This window comes from Brevibacillus brevis (genome assembly GCF_900637055.1).
Taxonomy (GTDB): Bacteria; Bacillota; Bacilli; order Brevibacillales; family Brevibacillaceae; genus Brevibacillus; species Brevibacillus brevis.
Genome location: NZ_LR134338.1, coordinates 1,663,908 through 1,682,051 on the forward strand (window position 1 = coordinate 1,663,908; position 18,144 = coordinate 1,682,051).

General features: G+C 48.0%; 14 protein-coding genes. 11 read left to right on the top strand and 3 right to left on the bottom strand.

Features of this window, described 5'->3' with window-relative positions; all coding sequences use genetic code 11:
* The first annotated feature begins 208 nt into the window (after positions 1-208).
* The gene (locus EL268_RS08585; RefSeq protein WP_106654457.1) at positions 209-796 is read left to right on the top strand and encodes a DedA family protein; all 588 of its coding nucleotides are present in this window, start codon (positions 209-211) and stop codon (positions 794-796) included.
* Between the two features lie 87 nt (positions 797-883).
* Here the strand turns inward: EL268_RS08585 and EL268_RS08590 are convergent, their stop codons facing one another.
* A complete protein-coding gene (locus tag EL268_RS08590; protein WP_106654458.1) occupies positions 884-1,345 on the bottom strand; it encodes an NUDIX hydrolase in 462 nt (153 codons plus the stop codon).
* 12 nt (positions 1,346-1,357) lie between these two features.
* A complete protein-coding gene (locus tag EL268_RS08595) occupies positions 1,358-1,516 on the bottom strand; it encodes a hypothetical protein (RefSeq protein WP_232030333.1) in 159 nt (52 codons plus the stop codon).
* Between the two features lie 129 nt (positions 1,517-1,645).
* Between EL268_RS08595 and tkt the strand changes: the two genes are divergently transcribed.
* The 4 genes from tkt (at position 1,646) to EL268_RS08615 (ending at position 10,420) form a co-directional block, all read left to right on the top strand.
* Positions 1,646-3,652, top strand: a complete 2,007-nt coding sequence (tkt, locus tag EL268_RS08600; protein ID WP_106654460.1) for a transketolase — start codon at positions 1,646-1,648, stop codon at positions 3,650-3,652.
* 168 nt (positions 3,653-3,820) lie between these two features.
* On the top strand, positions 3,821-6,343 hold the full coding sequence (locus EL268_RS08605; RefSeq protein WP_106654461.1) for a PBP1A family penicillin-binding protein: 2,523 nt from the start codon (positions 3,821-3,823) through the stop codon (positions 6,341-6,343).
* A 101-nt stretch (positions 6,344-6,444) separates the two neighbouring features.
* The gene (locus EL268_RS08610; protein WP_007721499.1) at positions 6,445-6,795 is read left to right on the top strand and encodes a hypothetical protein; all 351 of its coding nucleotides are present in this window, start codon (positions 6,445-6,447) and stop codon (positions 6,793-6,795) included.
* 307 nt (positions 6,796-7,102) lie between these two features.
* A complete protein-coding gene (locus EL268_RS08615) occupies positions 7,103-10,420 on the top strand; it encodes a collagenase (protein ID WP_106654462.1) in 3,318 nt (1,105 codons plus the stop codon).
* A 145-nt stretch (positions 10,421-10,565) separates the two neighbouring features.
* On the opposite strand, the gene EL268_RS08620 is transcribed toward EL268_RS08615, so the two are convergent.
* The gene (locus EL268_RS08620) at positions 10,566-11,987 is read right to left on the bottom strand and encodes a L,D-transpeptidase family protein (RefSeq protein WP_106654463.1); all 1,422 of its coding nucleotides are present in this window, start codon (positions 11,985-11,987) and stop codon (positions 10,566-10,568) included.
* Positions 11,988-12,083: 96 nt separating this feature from the next.
* Between EL268_RS08620 and EL268_RS08625 the strand changes: the two genes are divergently transcribed.
* From EL268_RS08625 to EL268_RS08650, 6 genes are all read left to right on the top strand, one after another.
* Positions 12,084-12,794 carry an AAA family ATPase gene (locus EL268_RS08625; RefSeq protein WP_106654464.1) on the top strand — a complete coding sequence of 237 codons (711 nt, stop codon included), beginning with the start codon at positions 12,084-12,086 and terminating at the stop codon, positions 12,792-12,794.
* A gap of 45 nt (positions 12,795-12,839) precedes the next feature.
* A complete protein-coding gene (locus EL268_RS08630; protein ID WP_232030335.1) occupies positions 12,840-13,442 on the top strand; it encodes an RNA polymerase sigma factor SigX in 603 nt (200 codons plus the stop codon).
* Entirely contained in the window at positions 13,439-14,614 is a 1,176-nt protein-coding gene (locus EL268_RS08635; RefSeq protein ID WP_106654465.1) for an anti-sigma factor family protein, read from the top strand. Before EL268_RS08630 ends, EL268_RS08635 begins: the two co-directional genes overlap by 4 nt.
* An 89-nt stretch (positions 14,615-14,703) precedes the next feature.
* Positions 14,704-15,666: an ABC transporter ATP-binding protein gene (locus EL268_RS08640; protein ID WP_106654466.1), complete on the top strand. Its 963-nt coding sequence runs from the start codon at positions 14,704-14,706 to the stop codon at positions 15,664-15,666.
* Positions 15,638-16,504: an ABC transporter permease subunit gene (locus EL268_RS08645; protein ID WP_106654467.1), complete on the top strand. Its 867-nt coding sequence runs from the start codon at positions 15,638-15,640 to the stop codon at positions 16,502-16,504. Before EL268_RS08640 ends, EL268_RS08645 begins: the two co-directional genes overlap by 29 nt.
* 279 nt (positions 16,505-16,783) lie before the next feature.
* The gene (locus EL268_RS08650; protein WP_106654468.1) at positions 16,784-18,091 is read left to right on the top strand and encodes a CitMHS family transporter; all 1,308 of its coding nucleotides are present in this window, start codon (positions 16,784-16,786) and stop codon (positions 18,089-18,091) included.
* Positions 18,092-18,144 lie beyond the last annotated feature (53 nt).

The following is an 18,144-nucleotide window of genomic DNA, read 5'->3' on the forward strand; positions in this document are numbered from 1 at the left end:
TTGTGTTGACCAGTTTTCCAATTTTAATAGCAAGATCGTTCAATTCACTTAAGAAGCTCATTCTACTTTAAACACAAAGGAGGAATGAGCTTTTTTGCGCTTCGTAAGAAATTCTTCAGAAATACTTATCCTTTTCTTAAGGATTTCTGTCTTCTTTTGAAAGGTTTACCCGTTAGGATAGAGGGCAGAGAGAAAGGAGGCGACGCAGGTGGAGTTTACAGGGTATTACGAGCTATTCTGGGAGATGGTTACAGGCATGCTGGGAAAATTTATTCCTGATGAGATTACGGTGATGACCGTGGGGGCGCAGATTGCCAATACAGGAGCGGACTTTTTTACAGCATTTGCCGTCATATACCCCATTTTTTTCATCGTTTCTTGTACGGGGTACTTACTGGGAGCGAAGGCATTTGGCTGGATGAGCCGGAATCTGGGCTTGCGTGCTGATTTACTGTCTGCATTGCGCGGGTCAATGGGCTGGTTGCTTGCTTTTGGTATCTTTCTTCCGATTATTCGTCATATCGTGCCTATTCTCGCCGGTGCCAACCGAATGCCGTTTCGGCAGTTCCTCCTATTCTTTTTGCCGAGCAGTATCATTTGGACCATGCATTACTTTGTAGCGGGCTATTGGTTCTTTGATCAACTGGAAATAATGGTTGCTGGCGTTTATCAATATAGCAAAATTACGTTGACGATCGTTTGCTTCGCAGGGTTTTCGTTCCTCATGATTTGCCAGTTGCAGCGTCTCGGTGGAATGAAAGAACCTAGAACGAATAAGCAACCTCCTGTTTCTTAATCTTTACGAATTCCTAAAGTACGGCGCCTATCTGTCCATGAACATGTTGGATGGCAGGCGCCTGCTTTTGGTGGATGGGGTTGCTTTTTATTGCTTCTTCAACTCGAATGCAGTCTCCCAGCCAAAGCTGTCAAACCACTGCTTTCGTCTAAAGTTCGAGAGAGCTTGTCTCACATAAGGAATGACGTTCGGGGGTAATTTATCCATGTCCACCCATACGAGCTCATCGCATTTATTTGGCTCGGCATTGATAATTTCTCCGCGCCATTTTGTGGCAGTAACAAAAAAATCGATACGCTCATCATTGGAGCGACGATGCATGACGCCTACAATCTCCAAGCTCGCTGGATCGATGTCAATTCCGCATTCTTCTTTGGCCTCGCGGATCGCGGCTGTCTTCACTTCTTCATTCCCGTCCAGATGTCCAGCGGGAACACTGTAATTGCCGTCTTCGTAGCCGGTATTGTAGCGGCGTAATAACAAGACTTGCGCATCCTTCACCAGGAAAAGGTGAACGGCTACCTGCATGGCGAAGCGCTCTTTCTGCATGCGGATTCTCCTCTATTGATGATATTCTTCCGGACGATGATTCTCGGCAGCCTTTCTACGCCGTTCCAGTCTGTTTTTTTTCAAAATAGGCGAGCTGGTCAAGGCCATAAGCAGCATAATAATTCCAGCAGCACCCAATACGATTCCAATTGTAAGATAAAACCAATTCAATGAAAAAGACCTCCTTAATTCATGCAAAGCGAACATGATTATGAATGGGAACTATGCTATAATGGCACAGTGTGTTTTTACCTGATTCTCGGTAGTAATTTCTAGAAAACGCAGGGAGGATTTTGCGAGATGACTCAGCATACGTCTGTTGATCAGCTATCCATTAATACCATCCGCACGTTGGCGATTGATGCCATCGAGAAGGCGAATTCCGGTCACCCGGGAATGCCGATGGGTGCAGCCCCTATGGCACATGTACTGTGGAGCCGCTTTATGAAAGTAAATCCGAGCAATCCAAAATGGATTGACCGTGACCGTTTTGTCCTCTCAGCAGGACATGGCTCTATGCTATTATACTCGATGTTGCATCTGATGAAATACGATGTTTCACTGGAAGACCTACATAACTTCCGTCAATGGGGCAGCAAAACGCCTGGTCACCCTGAGTTTGGTCACACCGCGGGTGTTGACGCGACAACGGGTCCTTTGGGACAAGGGATCGCGATGGCTGTCGGTATGGCGATGGCTGAAAAGCACATGGCAGCTGTTTACAACCGTGACAATTTTGACATCGTTGACCATTACACATACGTAATCTGCGGCGATGGTGACCTGATGGAGGGTGTATCCAGCGAGGCTTCTTCCCTGGCTGCTCACCTGAAACTGGGCAAAATGATCGTGCTCTACGATTCGAACGATATCTCTCTGGATGGCGAGCTTTCCCGTTCCTTCTCTGAAAACGTAGCGGGTCGCTACCAAGCGTATGGTTGGCAATATATTCGCGTAGAAGACGGCAATGATCTGGCTGCCATTGATGCGGCTATCGCAGAAGCGAAAAAAGATTTGGATCGTCCTACCTTGATCGAAGTAAAAACCGTCATTGGATACGGAAGCCCGAACAAAGGCGGCTCCAGCTCTTCTCACGGCGCTCCGCTTGGAAAAGACGAAGTGAAGCTGACAAAAGCAAACTACGAGTGGCACCATGAAAGTGAGTTCCACGTACCACAAGAAGTGACTGAATTCTATGCAGGCTTGGCTGATGCTGGAGAAAAAGCAGAAGCTGCTTGGCGCGACCTGTTTGCTGCTTACGCAAAAGCGTATCCGGAACTGGCGCTGCAATTTACGACTGCAGAAGAAGGTCATCTGCCTGCTGGTTGGGACAACCATATGCCAACGTATGAAGCTGGCGCAAAGCTTGCGACACGTGTTGCTTCCGGTAATGCGATCAATGCATTGGCAAACAGCGTTCCGTTCTTCCTGGGCGGCTCGGCTGACTTGGCACATTCCAACAACACGGTGATTAAAGAAGCGGGCAACTTCCTGCCAGGTTCTTACGATGGCCGCAACATTTGGTTTGGTGTTCGCGAATTCGCGATGGGGGCAGCCCTCAACGGTATGGCTCTCCACGGTGGCGTAAAAGTATACGGCGGTACGTTCTTCGTGTTCTCCGACTACTTGCGTCCGGCGATTCGCCTCTCTGCACTGATGAAGCAGCCTGTTGTCTACGTATTTACACATGACTCGATCGCGGTTGGTGAAGACGGTCCGACGCATGAGCCGATTGAGCAGCTCGCTTCCTTGCGTGCGATGCCAGGCTTGACCATTCTTCGCCCGTCTGATGCAGTGGAGACGAACGAGGCTTGGAAATATGCTGTATCTCGCACAGATGAGCCAGTCGTGCTGGTACTGACTCGTCAAAACCTGCCAGTCCTGCCTGAGACCATTGAGAAAGCGGCAGAAGGCGTGAGCAAGGGTGCGTATGTTCTCGCAGACGCGCCAAGCGGCAAACCGCAGCTCATCCTGTTGGCAACTGGATCTGAGGTATCCCTCGTGATGCAGGCGCGTGAGCAACTCCTCGCGAAAGGTATTGAAGCACGCGTGGTTTCCATGCCGAGCTGGAACCTGTTCGAGCGTCAGCCAAAAGAGTATCGCGACGCTGTGATTCCACCATCTGTAAAAGCGCGCGTGGCAGTAGAAATGGGCTCTCCAATGGGCTGGGAGCGTTACGCTGGCGATAGCGGTACGGTCATCGCAATCGATCAGTTTGGCGCATCTGCACCAGGTGAGCGCATCATGAAGGAATACGGCTTCACGGTAGAAAACGTTGTGGCTGAAGCAGAAAAACTGCTGAAATAAATGGTTTACCCTTAGGAAAAAGCCTATCTTCTGTTTCAGGAGATAGGCTTTTCCAGTGACAAATAAAGTTGAATATGGAATGATAGACTACGACCCAAAACAGAAACTTTTTTGAAATGGCACCGTCTATATAAGATGTGGGGGAGAGAGAAAACCAGGAGGTGAATAATGGCAGCAAAGGCCAAGAAGAAAATCAAGAAGAAAAAGAACAACTTGCTGATGATTGCCGTATCGTTTGCAATTTTTCTTTTCCTTAGCGTGATCGGGGGATATTTTGCCCTGTTGTACGCGGGAGACATGATGATTGAGCAAAACGAGCAGAAGTTGAAGGACTTGAAAATTGAACCAACAGTCATATACGACAAAAACGGGCAAGAGATGACGAGTCTGATTCGTGAAAAGAACCGTGAATACAAGCCAATCAATGAAATGCCAAAAGTGCTAATTGATGCTTTCCTCGCGGTCGAGGATAAACGCTTTTATGAACACAAAGGCGTCGATATGGTTCGGATCGGTGGCGCCATCGTTAATGACATTAAAAAAGGATCACTAGCTGAAGGGGGAAGTACGATTACCCAACAGTTAGCAAGAAACGTCTTTCTCACCCTAGATCAAACGTTTTGGCGCAAAACAAAAGAAATGAGTATAGCAATCGGTTTGGAACGCAGATACTCGAAGGATCAAATATTAGAAATGTATCTTAATCGGATTTACTTGGGTAAAGGAGAGTTTGGAGTCCAGGATGCGTCCTTATATTACTTTGGTATCCCTGTAGATCATAAGGACTTTACCATCGCAAAAGCGGCAATGTTAGCTGCGATTCCTAAAGCACCGACAACATATAACCCATTTAACAACCCTGAAAAGGCAAAGTTGCGTCGCGATACCATTATCCGATTAATGCACGAGCAAGGACTGATTACAGAGGAACAAAAGTTGGCAGCTCAAGCAGAGCCACTGCCAAAAAAATCTGGTGAAATAGCCGATTCAACCCTGAAAAAAGGCTATCGCGCGTTTTTTGACAATATGGTAGAAGAAGCTGAAGCCACGTTCGGCGTGACAGAAGAAGAGCTGTACCGCGGGGGCTGGAACATTTACACGACCTTCGATCCGAAAGTACAGGATGCCATGGTAGAGGAATATGCCAATGCCAAAAACTTCCCGAAAGACGGTGCCAAGCGCGGTGTAGAATCATCCATGATTGTCATCGACGCGAAAACAGGCGGAATTGCCGGGATGATGGGCGGACGCAACTATGCGCCAAAAGGCTTTAACTACGCGACAGACATGAAGCGTCAGCCGGGCTCCAGCTTTAAGCCGATTGCCGTGTTTGCTCCAGCAGTTAATAAAGATATCAACAAATGGAACGCGAATTCGCAACTGAGCAACAAAAGGCAGAGCTTCAATGGCTATGAGCCGCGCAACTACAATAACCGATACACGGAAACGATGAGCATGAACCGGGCGATGATCGACTCCGCGAATATCCCGCCGGTTTGGCTGTTAAATGAAATTGGGGTCTCAGAAAGCTTGGAATACCTCAAGAAAGTCGGCATTGAGCTGACTCCGAATGACCGAAACCTGGCAATTGCCCTCGGGGGATTGGATGTAGGTACGTCACCGCTGGAAATGGCTCAGGCCTATACACCTTTTGTGAATGCAGGGGTAGTGTCTGAGGCGCACTCGATCACCAAGGTCGAGAACAAGGATGAGGGTGTCGTCCGTGAATACCAGCCAAAACAATCTGAGGCACTGAAGCCGGAAGCAGCTTGGGAGATTCACACCATGCTGGAGAAAGCAGTTCAGGAAGGGACAGGGAAGGCAGCGCGTATCTCTGGACGCCATGTTGCAGGTAAAACCGGTACGACCCAATCGATAGCAGGCGACAGCAAAGCAAACAAGGATGCTTGGTTCGTCGGATATACACCGGAATATGTCGGTGCCGTTTGGATGGGCTTCGATCCAGAGGACAAACAGCATTTGATGCACCAAGGAAGTAGCATGACGGCGCAAATGTTCTCCAAAGTATTGGCAACAGCCTTAAAAGGTGTACCATCATCGGACTTTGTTCGACCAGCAGGTGCGGTAGAACATAAAGAGGTGGAAGTAGAACCAGAGCTCCAATTGGCTGCAGACATGTCATTTGACTCAAGTACGAATAAATTGATGGTTGTGCTTAGCTGGATTGGTGGCGCTGACGGCGATACGTACGATCTTTACCGCATTGGCGAAAACGGCGAAAGACAACTCATCTCTGCAGGTATGAAGGAAACCTCTTATGTAGATGTGCTGGATAGTCCGAAACAGTATCAGTATCAAGTCGTTCCACGAAATGCACAAGGCGAGGAAGGCACACCTTCAAAAACAGTCCCAATCGACTCCAAGAAGCTGGAGAATTTGATTAATCAAGATCCAGGTCATAACGAGGAAGGTAACGATCAGGGACAAAATCCAGATGGTACCGAGAATGGCAATGGTGAAATTCCACCTGACCAAGGTACCGGAGGAACTGGTGAGCATACAAATAATGGAGATGGCAGCCAACCGCCAAATCCGGGAACAGGCGAGGTTCCACCGGACATCGTGAATCCAGACCCTAGTCAGACAGATGGTTCCTCAAACGAAATTAAACTGCCGCCACCTCCGCAAGAGGAGGGGCAGAACCAGTTCCCAGATGCATCAAACGGCTAAAGATTAGCCCAGCAAGAACGATTCAAAACCGATTCGACTATTTGCACAGCTTCTTTCGCGTGGTACAATACCAGTAAATCGGGAGACAGGGGGGACAGTCCATGTCTGGCTACGCACAAAGAGATCTACCCACATTTTTCAAAGAACAGTTACGCCAAACCAAGGTGAATTTTGAGCGAGCTCTTGACTGTAAACACACCGATTTCGATGATCTTTACCCATACATGAACGAGCAGCCACAGTTCTTCTGGTACAAACGTTACGTGGCTTGGTCAGAACTGTTGACCGTCGTACGTCTAGCTGAACAATTGGGTATTGAGTGGACAGAGGATTTCAGTGAGCAGCAGGTAGAATTCATTCAAGGCAAGGTTCTGCAAGGAAAAGTGCTCGATTATTGGAACCCGGAAGAAGAACAAGAAGAATCGATGAGGGAATTGGAAGAAGAAAAATAAATGTGATCGTAAAAACATGGCGCGTTCCCACTTGCGGGAACGCGCTTTTTTGCGTGCGCTAAGCAAAGCTCACCTTTGATGGGAACCGTGTCTAATATCTCATACATGTTTATGAATTTTTGTAAAAAAATGTATACAACCTTGATCTTCTTTTCTGTTATATGTATTGGCACCATAATTGCAATTCTAACAGGGTGTATTTTATTGCATTTCAGATGGAGAGAAGGTGAATCTGCCCAAAACGAAATACGGTTTCCTCGCAACAAGCGAAAAAACGGTTACCCATTCAAAGGAGGTTTGCTCATTCATGAAGAAAAAGAGTCGCACGGTACACACAGGCCGCATGGTGGCTGGTGTCCTTCTCTCGACATCATTTCTATTGGGGACGGTTGGAAGTCCTGTCCAAGCCTTGGCAGTCAAGGATTACTCGAGTGCGATCGGTAGGGATGGGGGTAAAAACGTTCCGCCTTCCGGAAAAAATGTGGGGAGAACGCTGGACCCGGTCACCTCGTTTCAGCATCAATCCAGTGACAAAGCAGGAGAGTATCCGCATCCAGTGGAGCCGACCTGGAGTGTAGAGGAGCAAGAGTCTTCTAGCGAACAGCAGCGGAGCATGAAGGCAAATGCCGAAAAGTACGCGATGTCCGATTTGAACAAGCTCAGTTACGACGAATTGGTCAATGTACTGGTGACGATTAATTGGGAGCAGATTCCTGAATTGTTTGATTTTACTCCCGATTCGTATGCCTTTTACAACGATCGGCAGCGCGTTCAGGCCATCATTGACGCATTGCAAGTCAGAGGCACACAATACTCCAGCAACGATTCCAAAGGAATTGACACCTTGGTTGAGGTGCTTCGCTCTGGATATTACCTCGGCTACTACCATAAGGAATTATCCTATCTCAATCAGAGAAGCGAGCATCAAAAAGTGTTCCCTGCTCTGCATGCCATTGCAGACAATCCGAATTTCAAATTGGGAACAGATGCTCAAAATGAGGTAGTAGGTGCATTTGGTGGACTTATCGGAAACACTTTTGTAAGCGCTTCCCTTGTGGAGAAAGCTGCACCGATTATCCGTCAATACGAAGAGCAAATGGATACCTTCATTACGCAGCGGAGTGCGGGTGATGCTGTATTCCGTATTATGGGCCAGGTTAGCTATATTTTGATGTGGAGAGTGGATGAACCAACCAAGCAACAGGAGTTTTACGGCAAAATCGATACGTATCTGAACGAGATGGGAAAACTCGCCTTGCATGGCGATACAGATGAAGCGAAAGAATGGGTCCTCGACAATGGTTTTTATCACAGTGCTTATTTGGGAGAATACCATTCCAATCCGAATAAGGGGAATGAGGTGCTCACAGAAGCGTTGGAGCTTTATCCGTATGTAGGACTTCAGTATATGCAAGCAGCAAATCTGATCCAGACGGTCTACGGCGGAAAAGACGCTCAAGGAAGGGACATCCAGTTCAACAAGATTCGTGAGGATGCCATGGAAAAGTATCTGCCCAACGAATATACGTTTGATGACGGAAGCATCGTCATGAAAACAGGCGGAGATGTCACAGAAGAAAAAGTCAAACGGTTATATTGGGCGGCAAAAGAGGTAAAAGCTCAGTTTCATCGGATGGCAGGACGAGATGAACCGATGGAAGAAGGGAACCCCGACGATATTTTGACCATTGTCCTCTACAATAGTCCCTCAGAGTACAAGATGAACAACCCCTTGTATGGCTATGAGACGGACAACGGGGGCATGTATATCGAGGGAAAAGGAACTTTCTTCACATACGAACGAACACCGCAGCAGAGTACGTACACACTGGAAGAGCTGTTCCGCCATGAATTCACGCACTATTTGCAAGGGCGCTACACTATACCTGGCTTGTGGAATGAAGGCCCGATTTACAGAGACGAGAGACTATCGTGGTTTGAAGAAGGGGGAGCAGAACTTTTTGCAGGCTCCACGCGAACATCAGGTGTTCTGCCGCGAAAATCCATGGTCGGCAATCTCATTCGTTTTGGACAGGACAATTGGTATACGGCGTCTCAAACTTTGCATGCACGCTACGGCACATGGGACTTTTATACGTATTCATACGCCTTGCAGTATCACATGATGAAAGAGGATTGGAACAAGCTGGATGATATCATGGATTACATAGAGGCCAATAACGTGGATGGCTATGACCAGTTAATCCGTACGTTAAGTGACGATTCAGAGCTAAATCGGGATTACCACCGTACTATGGAATCGTTGGTAGACAGCTATCCCGATCTGACGGTGCCGCTGGTGTCGGATGATTATCTGGTAACACCGGACCCCAAAGCAAGTGCAGCAATCTTCCAAGAAATTGAAGATGTCACCGGATTGCAAAATGTGTCTACAAACAGGCACGAATCAGAGTTCTTCCAAACCTTCACGTTAACAGGGACGTACACGGGTACGCAGGCACAGGGGGAGAAGGAGGACTGGGAAACGATGAGTCGGATAACAGACGAGTTTCTAACCAGACTTACTTCCCATCCATGGAACGGCTACAAAACCGTAACCGCCTACTTTACCAACTACAGAGTAAATGCGTCCAATCAGTTTGAATATGATGTCACGTTCCACGGGGTACTTCCAGAACAAGGAGATGGAGAAAACCAGCTGCCTGTTATTGTCATGAACGGACCGTCAAAAGCAGCCGTAAACGAGGAAGTGACGTTTAGCAGTAACGGAAGCTCCGATCCGGATGGCAGTATCGTATCTTATCTGTGGGAATTTGGAGATGGCACAAGCAGCAGTGATGCCAATCCTACGCATGTCTACGAAAATCAGGGAGAATATACCGTGAAGCTGCGAGTAACGGATAACAAAGGAGCGGTTACTGCGAAATCGATTACGATCACGATCGAGGAGCAGGGGGGAGAAATCGGGGAAAAGGAACAAGAGCCAAACAACAGTTTTTCAGAAGCAAATCCGTTGAAAAGCAATGTGGAGTTGAGTGGTCAAACAAGCAAACAAGACGACAAGGACATTTTTGCCTTGAAGGTATTGGGCAACGGAACGGTGAAAATCAACGTAACGAGTGAGCATGATACTGGTTTGAACTGGGTCGTTCACCACGAGGATGATCTGGATGAATATATCGCTTACCCCAAAACCTCAGGAAAAACGCTCTCCGGTGAGTTTGAAGCAACTCCGGGTACCTATTATTTGTCCGTGTACAACTTTAACGGTGAAACGATTCCATACAAAGTAACCGCGGAATTGCCAGAAGAAGAATCAGAACCAACCGAAACGGAGCCGAACAATTCATTCGATGAGGCGAATGCGCTACAGTTGGGCGAAGAGATAAGTGGTCAAACCGATCGTACAGATGACAAGGACACGTACATCATTCAGGTTGAAGAAGAAGGGATCGTTCAAGTGACGGTAAGCAGCGAGATGGACGAAGGCTTAAACTGGGTGGTGTTCCATGAAGATGATCTCGAAACGTATTTCGGCTACCCCGAAAACGCAGGTAAGAAACTGACGGGAGAATTTGAGGCAAAACCAGGGAAATATTACTTGTTAGTCTACAACACGAACAACACGACGATTCCGTACAACGTGATCGTGAACGCAGAGTAATCTCCCCATTTATAGAAAGAAAAGCCCTTCTTACACCTTTTTTAAAAAGGGATAGAAGGGCTTTTTTCGTTGGATAAGCGTCTGGTAAAAATCAGAGCGTAACGGTATGGCGTTCCGCACGTCTTTTCTTTACGTAGCCAAAGAATCAATGGAGCCAATTGTAAATGACTTGTGGCGTCTCTTCCTCAGGACCAGCAGGGAGAACGAATGGAACAGGGTTGCTCCAAGGCTGGGCAGAAGAGGGGGCATTGGAGATGATGAATTCTGTCCCCAATGAAACAAAGGTGTACAGCTCCTCAACAGCGGCATTGTACAAGCGAACACATCCGAGCGAAACAGATGAGCCGATGCTCTCGGGATGGTTTGTCCCGTGGATGGCATACCCGTTCTCCTGAAAGACCATGCCTCTCGTTCCATAAATATTGTCATGTCCGCGGGGCTGATTGATTTTTTGTTGAATGGTATAGTAGCCTTCGGGTGTAGAACCGTTTTTGCCTATGGCGACGGGATAGCTGCGTACCAGATGGGAACCGCTGATGAGCTTCATCGTATGTGTCGAGGTAGACAAGTGAAGCTGTAACGGTTCGAAAGGCACCACTGGCTCCGGATAACCGGGAAGCGGCAGCACATTGCGCAAGCTGTCCCATGCGGACTCTGGCAAGAAGGCTTTGGGATGATACGGATAGCTTTTTAACAAAAGTCTCTTTGGCGGTACGGGAATTTGCGGCAAATAATTGCCTGGATAAGCGCCAGCCAGATCAGACAGCTGGGCAGGCAGCGTACCCGTTTGCTGATAATAGCGGTACAAGGCGTTTCGCAAGATCAGTACATGCTGGAGGGTTAGCTGCTCATCCGTGAGTTCTGCCTTACCTATGGCAAGTGTCGGTTCTCGTTCCAACTGCACCGGTTTATCCCACCATTTTTCGCTGAGAACAGTCCGACTCGCCGGATTGTAACGCAAGATGCCTCGGACTTCACGCGGCTGATAAAACAGCAAGGGACGGAACAACGGCGAACCAGGTACTTCTGGGACAACCATCACGGTAAAAGGCTGCGTAAGGGCAGGACGCCGGGACTCTACATAGCGCCGGACCTGTTCAGATAGCTCACGGGCACTGAGTGTAGGAGGGACTGCAATGACCTCGACATGTGGCTGGGTTTGAGCAGGTGTCGGTACGGGCTGTTTGGCAGTCTGCGGTGTCTTGGAGGACGCATCTCTCAACGGTCCGGGCGAAAAAGCGAATTGAAAATAGAGAAACAAGAGCGAAGCCAAGAGTAAACGCGTTCGATTGCCCAAGGAATTGCGTTGTCGCTCCCGCAGCAGTCGTTGATAAGCGTCACGGGTCTCGTTGTAGTACGAGCCTTGCTTGGATACGAGACCACGCCTGTACGCTTCGAGAGCCTGTTCCGAGTTTCCTTGTGCTTCTCGTTCTTGGCCAAGGTGAAACCAGCCGATGGCCTCGTTTGGATATTGAGTCGTATACCACCGGTAAAAGGCGAGGTCGCTCTGATCCGGATATTTCATATGAAATGTACTTTTTTCCTGAAGAAAGGAAACCTTGTCCACGGATACTTCTCCTCCAAATAAATGAGCGTTCAAAAAGGCGCCCTTATAAGGATGTATCGGCGTGAGCCGGGAAAATAATGAGAGTGGAGGTCAAAAATGGTTTACTTACGAACGATCAAGCTGCTGCGAGAAAACTTTCCTAATACGAAAGAATATCCGTTTCACTTGCCCTCCTTGCGCAAGTTGGAAGCGATCGAGCTTGAGAGCAGTGTCACTTTTTTTGTAGGAGAGAATGGATCAGGTAAATCGACATTATTGGAGTCCATTGCCTATCAATGTGGTTTTCACACGGCTGGAGGATCGCGGAATAATTTTTATGAGGTGCATCGCTCGGAGGCGAGCTTGGGTGACTACATACGTCTTTCCTGGCTGCCCAAAATAACGAATGGCTTTTTCTTGCGGGCTGAGAGCTTTTATCAGTTTGCCAGCCATATTGATCAGATGGGCTCTGAAAGCTATAAAAACTACGGCGGTCGCTCACTGCATGAGCAGTCGCACGGAGAATCTTTTTTCGCGCTGTTTGCCAATCGCTTCAACGGCAGGGGAATCTACCTGCTGGATGAGCCAGAGGCTGCTCTTTCACCGAAGCGTCAGATCGCTTTTTTGTACGTGATGCGCGATTTGGTGGAAGAAGGAGCACAATTTATCATTGCGACGCACTCGCCGATTCTATTGGGCTATCCCGGTGCGACCATTCTCAATTTTGACGAATCGCCTGTACAAGAGGTGAATTATCGCGATACAGAGCATTATCAATTGACGCGCAGGTTCCTCGAGAAACCTGAAACTTTTCTAAACGAAAAATAATTTGATTCTTCCTGTCACAAAAATCGCCTGGGCGGTTTCTATTAGATGAACGAAGCAGTAGAGGCATTCGTCAATGGCACGCAGGAAGGAGGAATTCCAGTGGAGGTGCAAGCAAACCTGGTGATGAACCATGCTCGAGTAGAGGATCATGCAGATTCCTTTCAAGAATTGTTTACGACCTATTATCCGTTTGTGGTCCGACAGATCATGCGAATTGTGAAAGATCAACAAACGGCAGAAGATATTGCACAGGATGTATTTCTCTCCTTTTACCATACGGATCGCTCGGAGATTGAACATATCCCGGCATGGCTGTCCAAGTCCGCGCTCTACGCAGCGTACAATTATCTTCGTTCAGAAAAACGCAGGTATGCAAGACAAGAGCGAAGTGCGTCCGAGCAAGAGCACGTCAGTCCTTCTACAGAAGAGATGTGGCTTGCAAAAGAGTCCCAGAGTATCGTCCGCGATGTGCTAGAGGAGCTAGACGAGCGGGAACGAACCTTGCTGGTCATGAAATATTCCGGATTTCCATATGCGGAGTTGGCGAAAGCGACTGGCACGCAGATCAGCTCGGTGGGAACACTCCTCGCGAGAGCGAAAAGTAAATTTCGTACCATCTATGGCCGGATAAGGGGGGAAGAGGAATGAAATGTGCCGATACAGGCTTTGTCCAGGCGTTCTTGGACGGTGAGTGCAGTTCAAAAGAAAGTGAGCAATTCCTGCTTCATCTGGAGTACTGTGGAACCTGTCGTACACAGCTGGATGAACTATCCGCGTTGGATAGCTGGACGCGTGAGAAGATGGAGCATGCTTTTTCCGAGACAAACGATGTGAATGTCAATACGGAAGTAGCGTGGCAGCGTTTTTCGCAAACAATCGAGAAACCGACGAACGCATATGCACAAGATCGACAAGCGATAACCAATCGAGCAACAATCAGAAGGAGCTGGAGTCAGATGAACAAGCAAACAAAAAGATGGGTGACAGGTGCTTCGGCAGCAGCAGTATTGGCTGTGTCCCTGTCTTTCCCCCAAGTACAAGCAGCAGCGAACGATTTTCTGTCCATTTTCCGCATGGATAAAGTTGAATTCGTCAAAGTGACGCAAGAAGATATGCAAGAGCTGGAACAATGGATCGCAAACGGCAATTGGGGCGAGACGGAACTGCCTGGGATCGGAAAAATCTGGATGGATAAAAACGATCAAGAGAAACTTGAGGAAAGAAGCTATTATTACAACAACAAGGAATCCGCTGAAAAGGCTGGCGTGAAGCTGCCACAGCTGCCGAAGGACGCCACGGTGGATAGTGTAAACATCCAATCTCCTTTTACCATGCACATGGAGATCGATGCCGATCGTGCAAACAAGCTACTGGCACAATTGCAGGTAGAGGCGCGCTTTGATGAAAAGCTGAGTGGCAAACGCTTCTCCTTGAAGATTCCACAGATGCAGCAGGTCTGGATGATTGTCGGAAAAGAAAATATTGGCTACTCTGTCATAGACGCTCCTGAGCTAAGCGCACCAGAGGGAGTCGATCTGGCACAGCTTCGCGAGACACTCTTGGCCCTGCCGTTCATTCCAGATCAAGTGAAAAAGCAGATGATTAGCATCGAAGACTGGCAGCATACACTCCCTGTACCATACATGGCAGACGGCGAGAGCAAGATGAAGGAAGTAAAAGTGAATGGTCATAACGGAATGCTGATCACAGGTAAATACAATTCGCATCTGATGTGGCAGCAGGATGGACAGATTCACATGCTGGAAGGCAGCGAAAAGAACGCTGACGGGCTGTTGGATTTTGCAAATCAGCTGAAATAAGTAAACAAATAGTGGGGTGTTGGCAGAGTTTTCCTGAAGGAGGAGGGCTCTGCTTTGTCCCGTTTGCAATGGAGAAAGTGGGGTAAGCGATGTCAGATTATGTGATAGAGACCTGGGAGTTGACCAAGCAATATAACGGGAAAGCCGGCTGCAAAAATATTACGCTACAAGTACCGCGCGGCTCCGTATTTGGTTTCCTCGGTCAAAATGGAGCGGGTAAAAGTACCTTTGTCAGGACGATGCTCGGGTTATTGCACCCAACGAATGGCAAAGCAGTCATGCTTGGGCAGCCGATTGGCAGTGTAGAATCACGAAAAAAGGTAGGATACTTGCCAGAGCTGTTTCGCTATCCGGATTGGTTGACGGGCCAGCAGCTCTTGGAGCATCATGCCGAGTTGTGTGGATTAACACATCGAGAGAGCAAATCCGTGATAAAAAACGTCGTTGAGCTGGTCGGAATGGCTGGACGTGAGCGTGAACGCATCCGGGGCTATTCCAAAGGCATGCAGCAGCGAATTGGGATTGCCTGCGCCCTCTTATCCGATCCAGAGCTGATCTTCCTCGATGAGCCGACCTCCGCACTGGACCCAATCGGGCGAAAGGAAGTACGTGAGCTGATCGCACGGCTGCGTGACCAAGGAAAGACGGTTTTTCTCAACAGTCATCTACTGAGTGAAATGGAGAGTGTGTGCAACTACGTCGGGATCATTCACCGTAGTGAGCTGGTCGTACAAGGCGACTGGCGCAAGCTGAGCACCGTCCAACCACAAATTGAATTGACAGTGGACAAGGATAGCGCAGGCTTTCATAACGAGCTTCCTTCCTTCGTCACAGAGAGTCGTCTCGTAAGACAAGAGGAAAACCGTGATACATGGTTAATGACGCTGGATCAGGACAATCGGGTACCGGCTCTGTTGCAACAGTTGATTGCTTCAGGGGCTGGAGTACATGAAGTCGTGCGCAAGCAGCAATCACTGGAAGACGTATTTCTGTATTGGGTGAAGAGAAAGGAGGGGGAACGACATGTGGCCGATCATCAAAATCACGTATAGAGAAATGATCTCCAAGCGTATTTTCACGATTACGCTGATCATGTCGCTGGCCTTCCTGCTGCTGTTTGGACTGGCAACCGGCTATGCGATTAAGGAAATGAAGGAATCGTTCGGAAACGCAGGTCCAGATGCAGTGCTACAAAAAAACTTCTTTTCCACGCAGCTCTTGGGGATGGGCTTGTACTTTGGCTCCGTCATTACGGCACTCTTGGCGATTTTGAGTAGTGTTGGGAGCATCGCATCTGAAATCGAGAGCCACCAAATCGACACGTGGCTGGCCCGCGCACTTCCTCGCTACAAATATGTATTGGGGAAATTTTTCGGGTTGGCAAGTATGTTGGGGCTGTACGGACTCCTGATGTTCTTCGGACTTTTGGCGATCAACCAATGGGTGGGCGGAGGTGCGGTGGCTGTTCAGGTAGGAGGAGACCAAATCCTGAAAGCAGCCGCTTTCTTCGTAGGTATGCCGATCATTCTTGTCTGTGTAGCCATGTTCTTGAGCAGTATGACTACAACAGTAACAGGCGGGATTATCCTGATCATTCTGTACGGAATCAGCTTCATTGGTGGCTTTATCGAGCAGCTTGGTGTTGCCTTTAGCAACAGTTCACTCACGAACATCGGGATTATTTCCAGTCTGGTATTTCCAACCGATTCGCTATTTAGGCAAATGACGATCTCGCTATTTGATACAGCTGACGATCCGCTGTCCTTTGCTTCGCAAGGAATTTTCGGTACGACTTCTCCTCCGAGTACTACCATGCTCATCTATACCATTTTCTATGGCATCGTGGCATTGGGGCTGTCCATTCGGGTGTTTCAAAAGAGAGATTTATAAGAAAAAAAGAGAACGGCTGATTCGTGCCGTTCTTTTTCGTAATGGAAAGAGGCCCTTTTACGAAAGGCCTCTTTTTTATGTACTTGCATGGCGATCATCATATGCGCATTTCGTGATTTTTATGATGTTAATAGAGCAAATGCGGTTAAAACAGTTTATGCGCATATTCTATTCGGATTTTTACGAACATTGCTATAATGACAGCACAATATGAAAGCGCATTCGTCATGGTTGCTACAACATCATTGTAAGCGCATTCTTGCAAGGGGGAACTAGCGTATGCTGGCATTACTCGGATTTCTCATGGTAGCCGTTTTCATGTATTTGATTATGTCGAGACGGCTTTCGGCATTAGTTGCTTTGATTGTTGTTCCTGTTGTTTTTGCGTTGATTAGCGGATTTGGTACAGAAATTGGCGACATGATGCTTGCAGGCATCAAGAAAATTGCGCCGACGGGAATTATGCTGTTGTTCGCCATTCTGTACTTTGGAGTCATGATGGATGCAGGTCTGTTTGATCCATTAATTAAGAAAATCGTGAAAATTGTAAAGGGTGACCCGCTGAAGGTTATTGTAGGTACAGCGATTCTCGCTACCTTGGTCGCACTGGATGGAGATGGAACCACGACGTATATGATAACGGTTACTGCGATGCTGCCTTTGTATCGCAAGCTGGGAATCAAACCGATGATTTTGGCAGTCGTGCCGATGCTCGCACTCGGTGTCATGAACATGACGCCTTGGGGTGGACCGACAGCACGTGTTATGAGTGTACTCCATCTGGATGTTTCCGAGATTTTCGTCCCTGTTATTCCTGCGATGATTGGCGGAATTGCATGGGTGATAATCGTAGCCTGTATTCTGGGCAAACAAGAGCGCAAGCGTTTGGGAATTATTGAGATTCCAGATGAAGATTTGCAATCGCTTGCAGGACAAGAAGTAGCGGCGGCAGATGAGACTGCTGCATTGAAACGTCCACGTTTGATCTGGTTCAATCTGTTGTTGACCGCAGCCCTGATGGTCGGTCTGATTACGAGCTTCTTGCCATTGCCGACGATGTTCATGCTCGCTTTTGCTATTGCCCTGTTTATGAACTACCCGAAAATGCAAGATCAGAAAGAGCGGATTGCAGCCCACGCAGCTAATGCACTGGCTACAGTGTCCATGGTTTTCGCTGCGGGAATCTTTACAGGCATCCTGACTGAAACAAAGATGATCGATGCGATGGCGAGCACACTCGTTTCCTGGATTCCGGATTCACTTGGTTCCCATATGCCTCTACTCGTAGCGCTGACAAGCATGCCATTCACGTATTTCATGTCGAACGATGCGTATTACTTCGGGATCGTTCCAATCCTGGCGAATGCAGCAGCCGCTTACGGAATCGATCCGGCGGAAATTGGTCGCGCTTCCATCCTGGGTCAACCGCTGCACGTACTCAGCCCGTTGTTTGCAGCACAGTACTTGCTGATCGGAATGGTTGGGGTCGATTACGCGGAAACCCAAAAGTTCATTCTGAAATGGGCATTTGGAACATCGATCGTGATGATTGCGCTTGCTCTTCTTACCGGAGTCATCTCATTCTAGTTAACTATAAGAAGGAAGAAATAAAAAAAGAGGCCTGCTCATGGCCTCTTTTT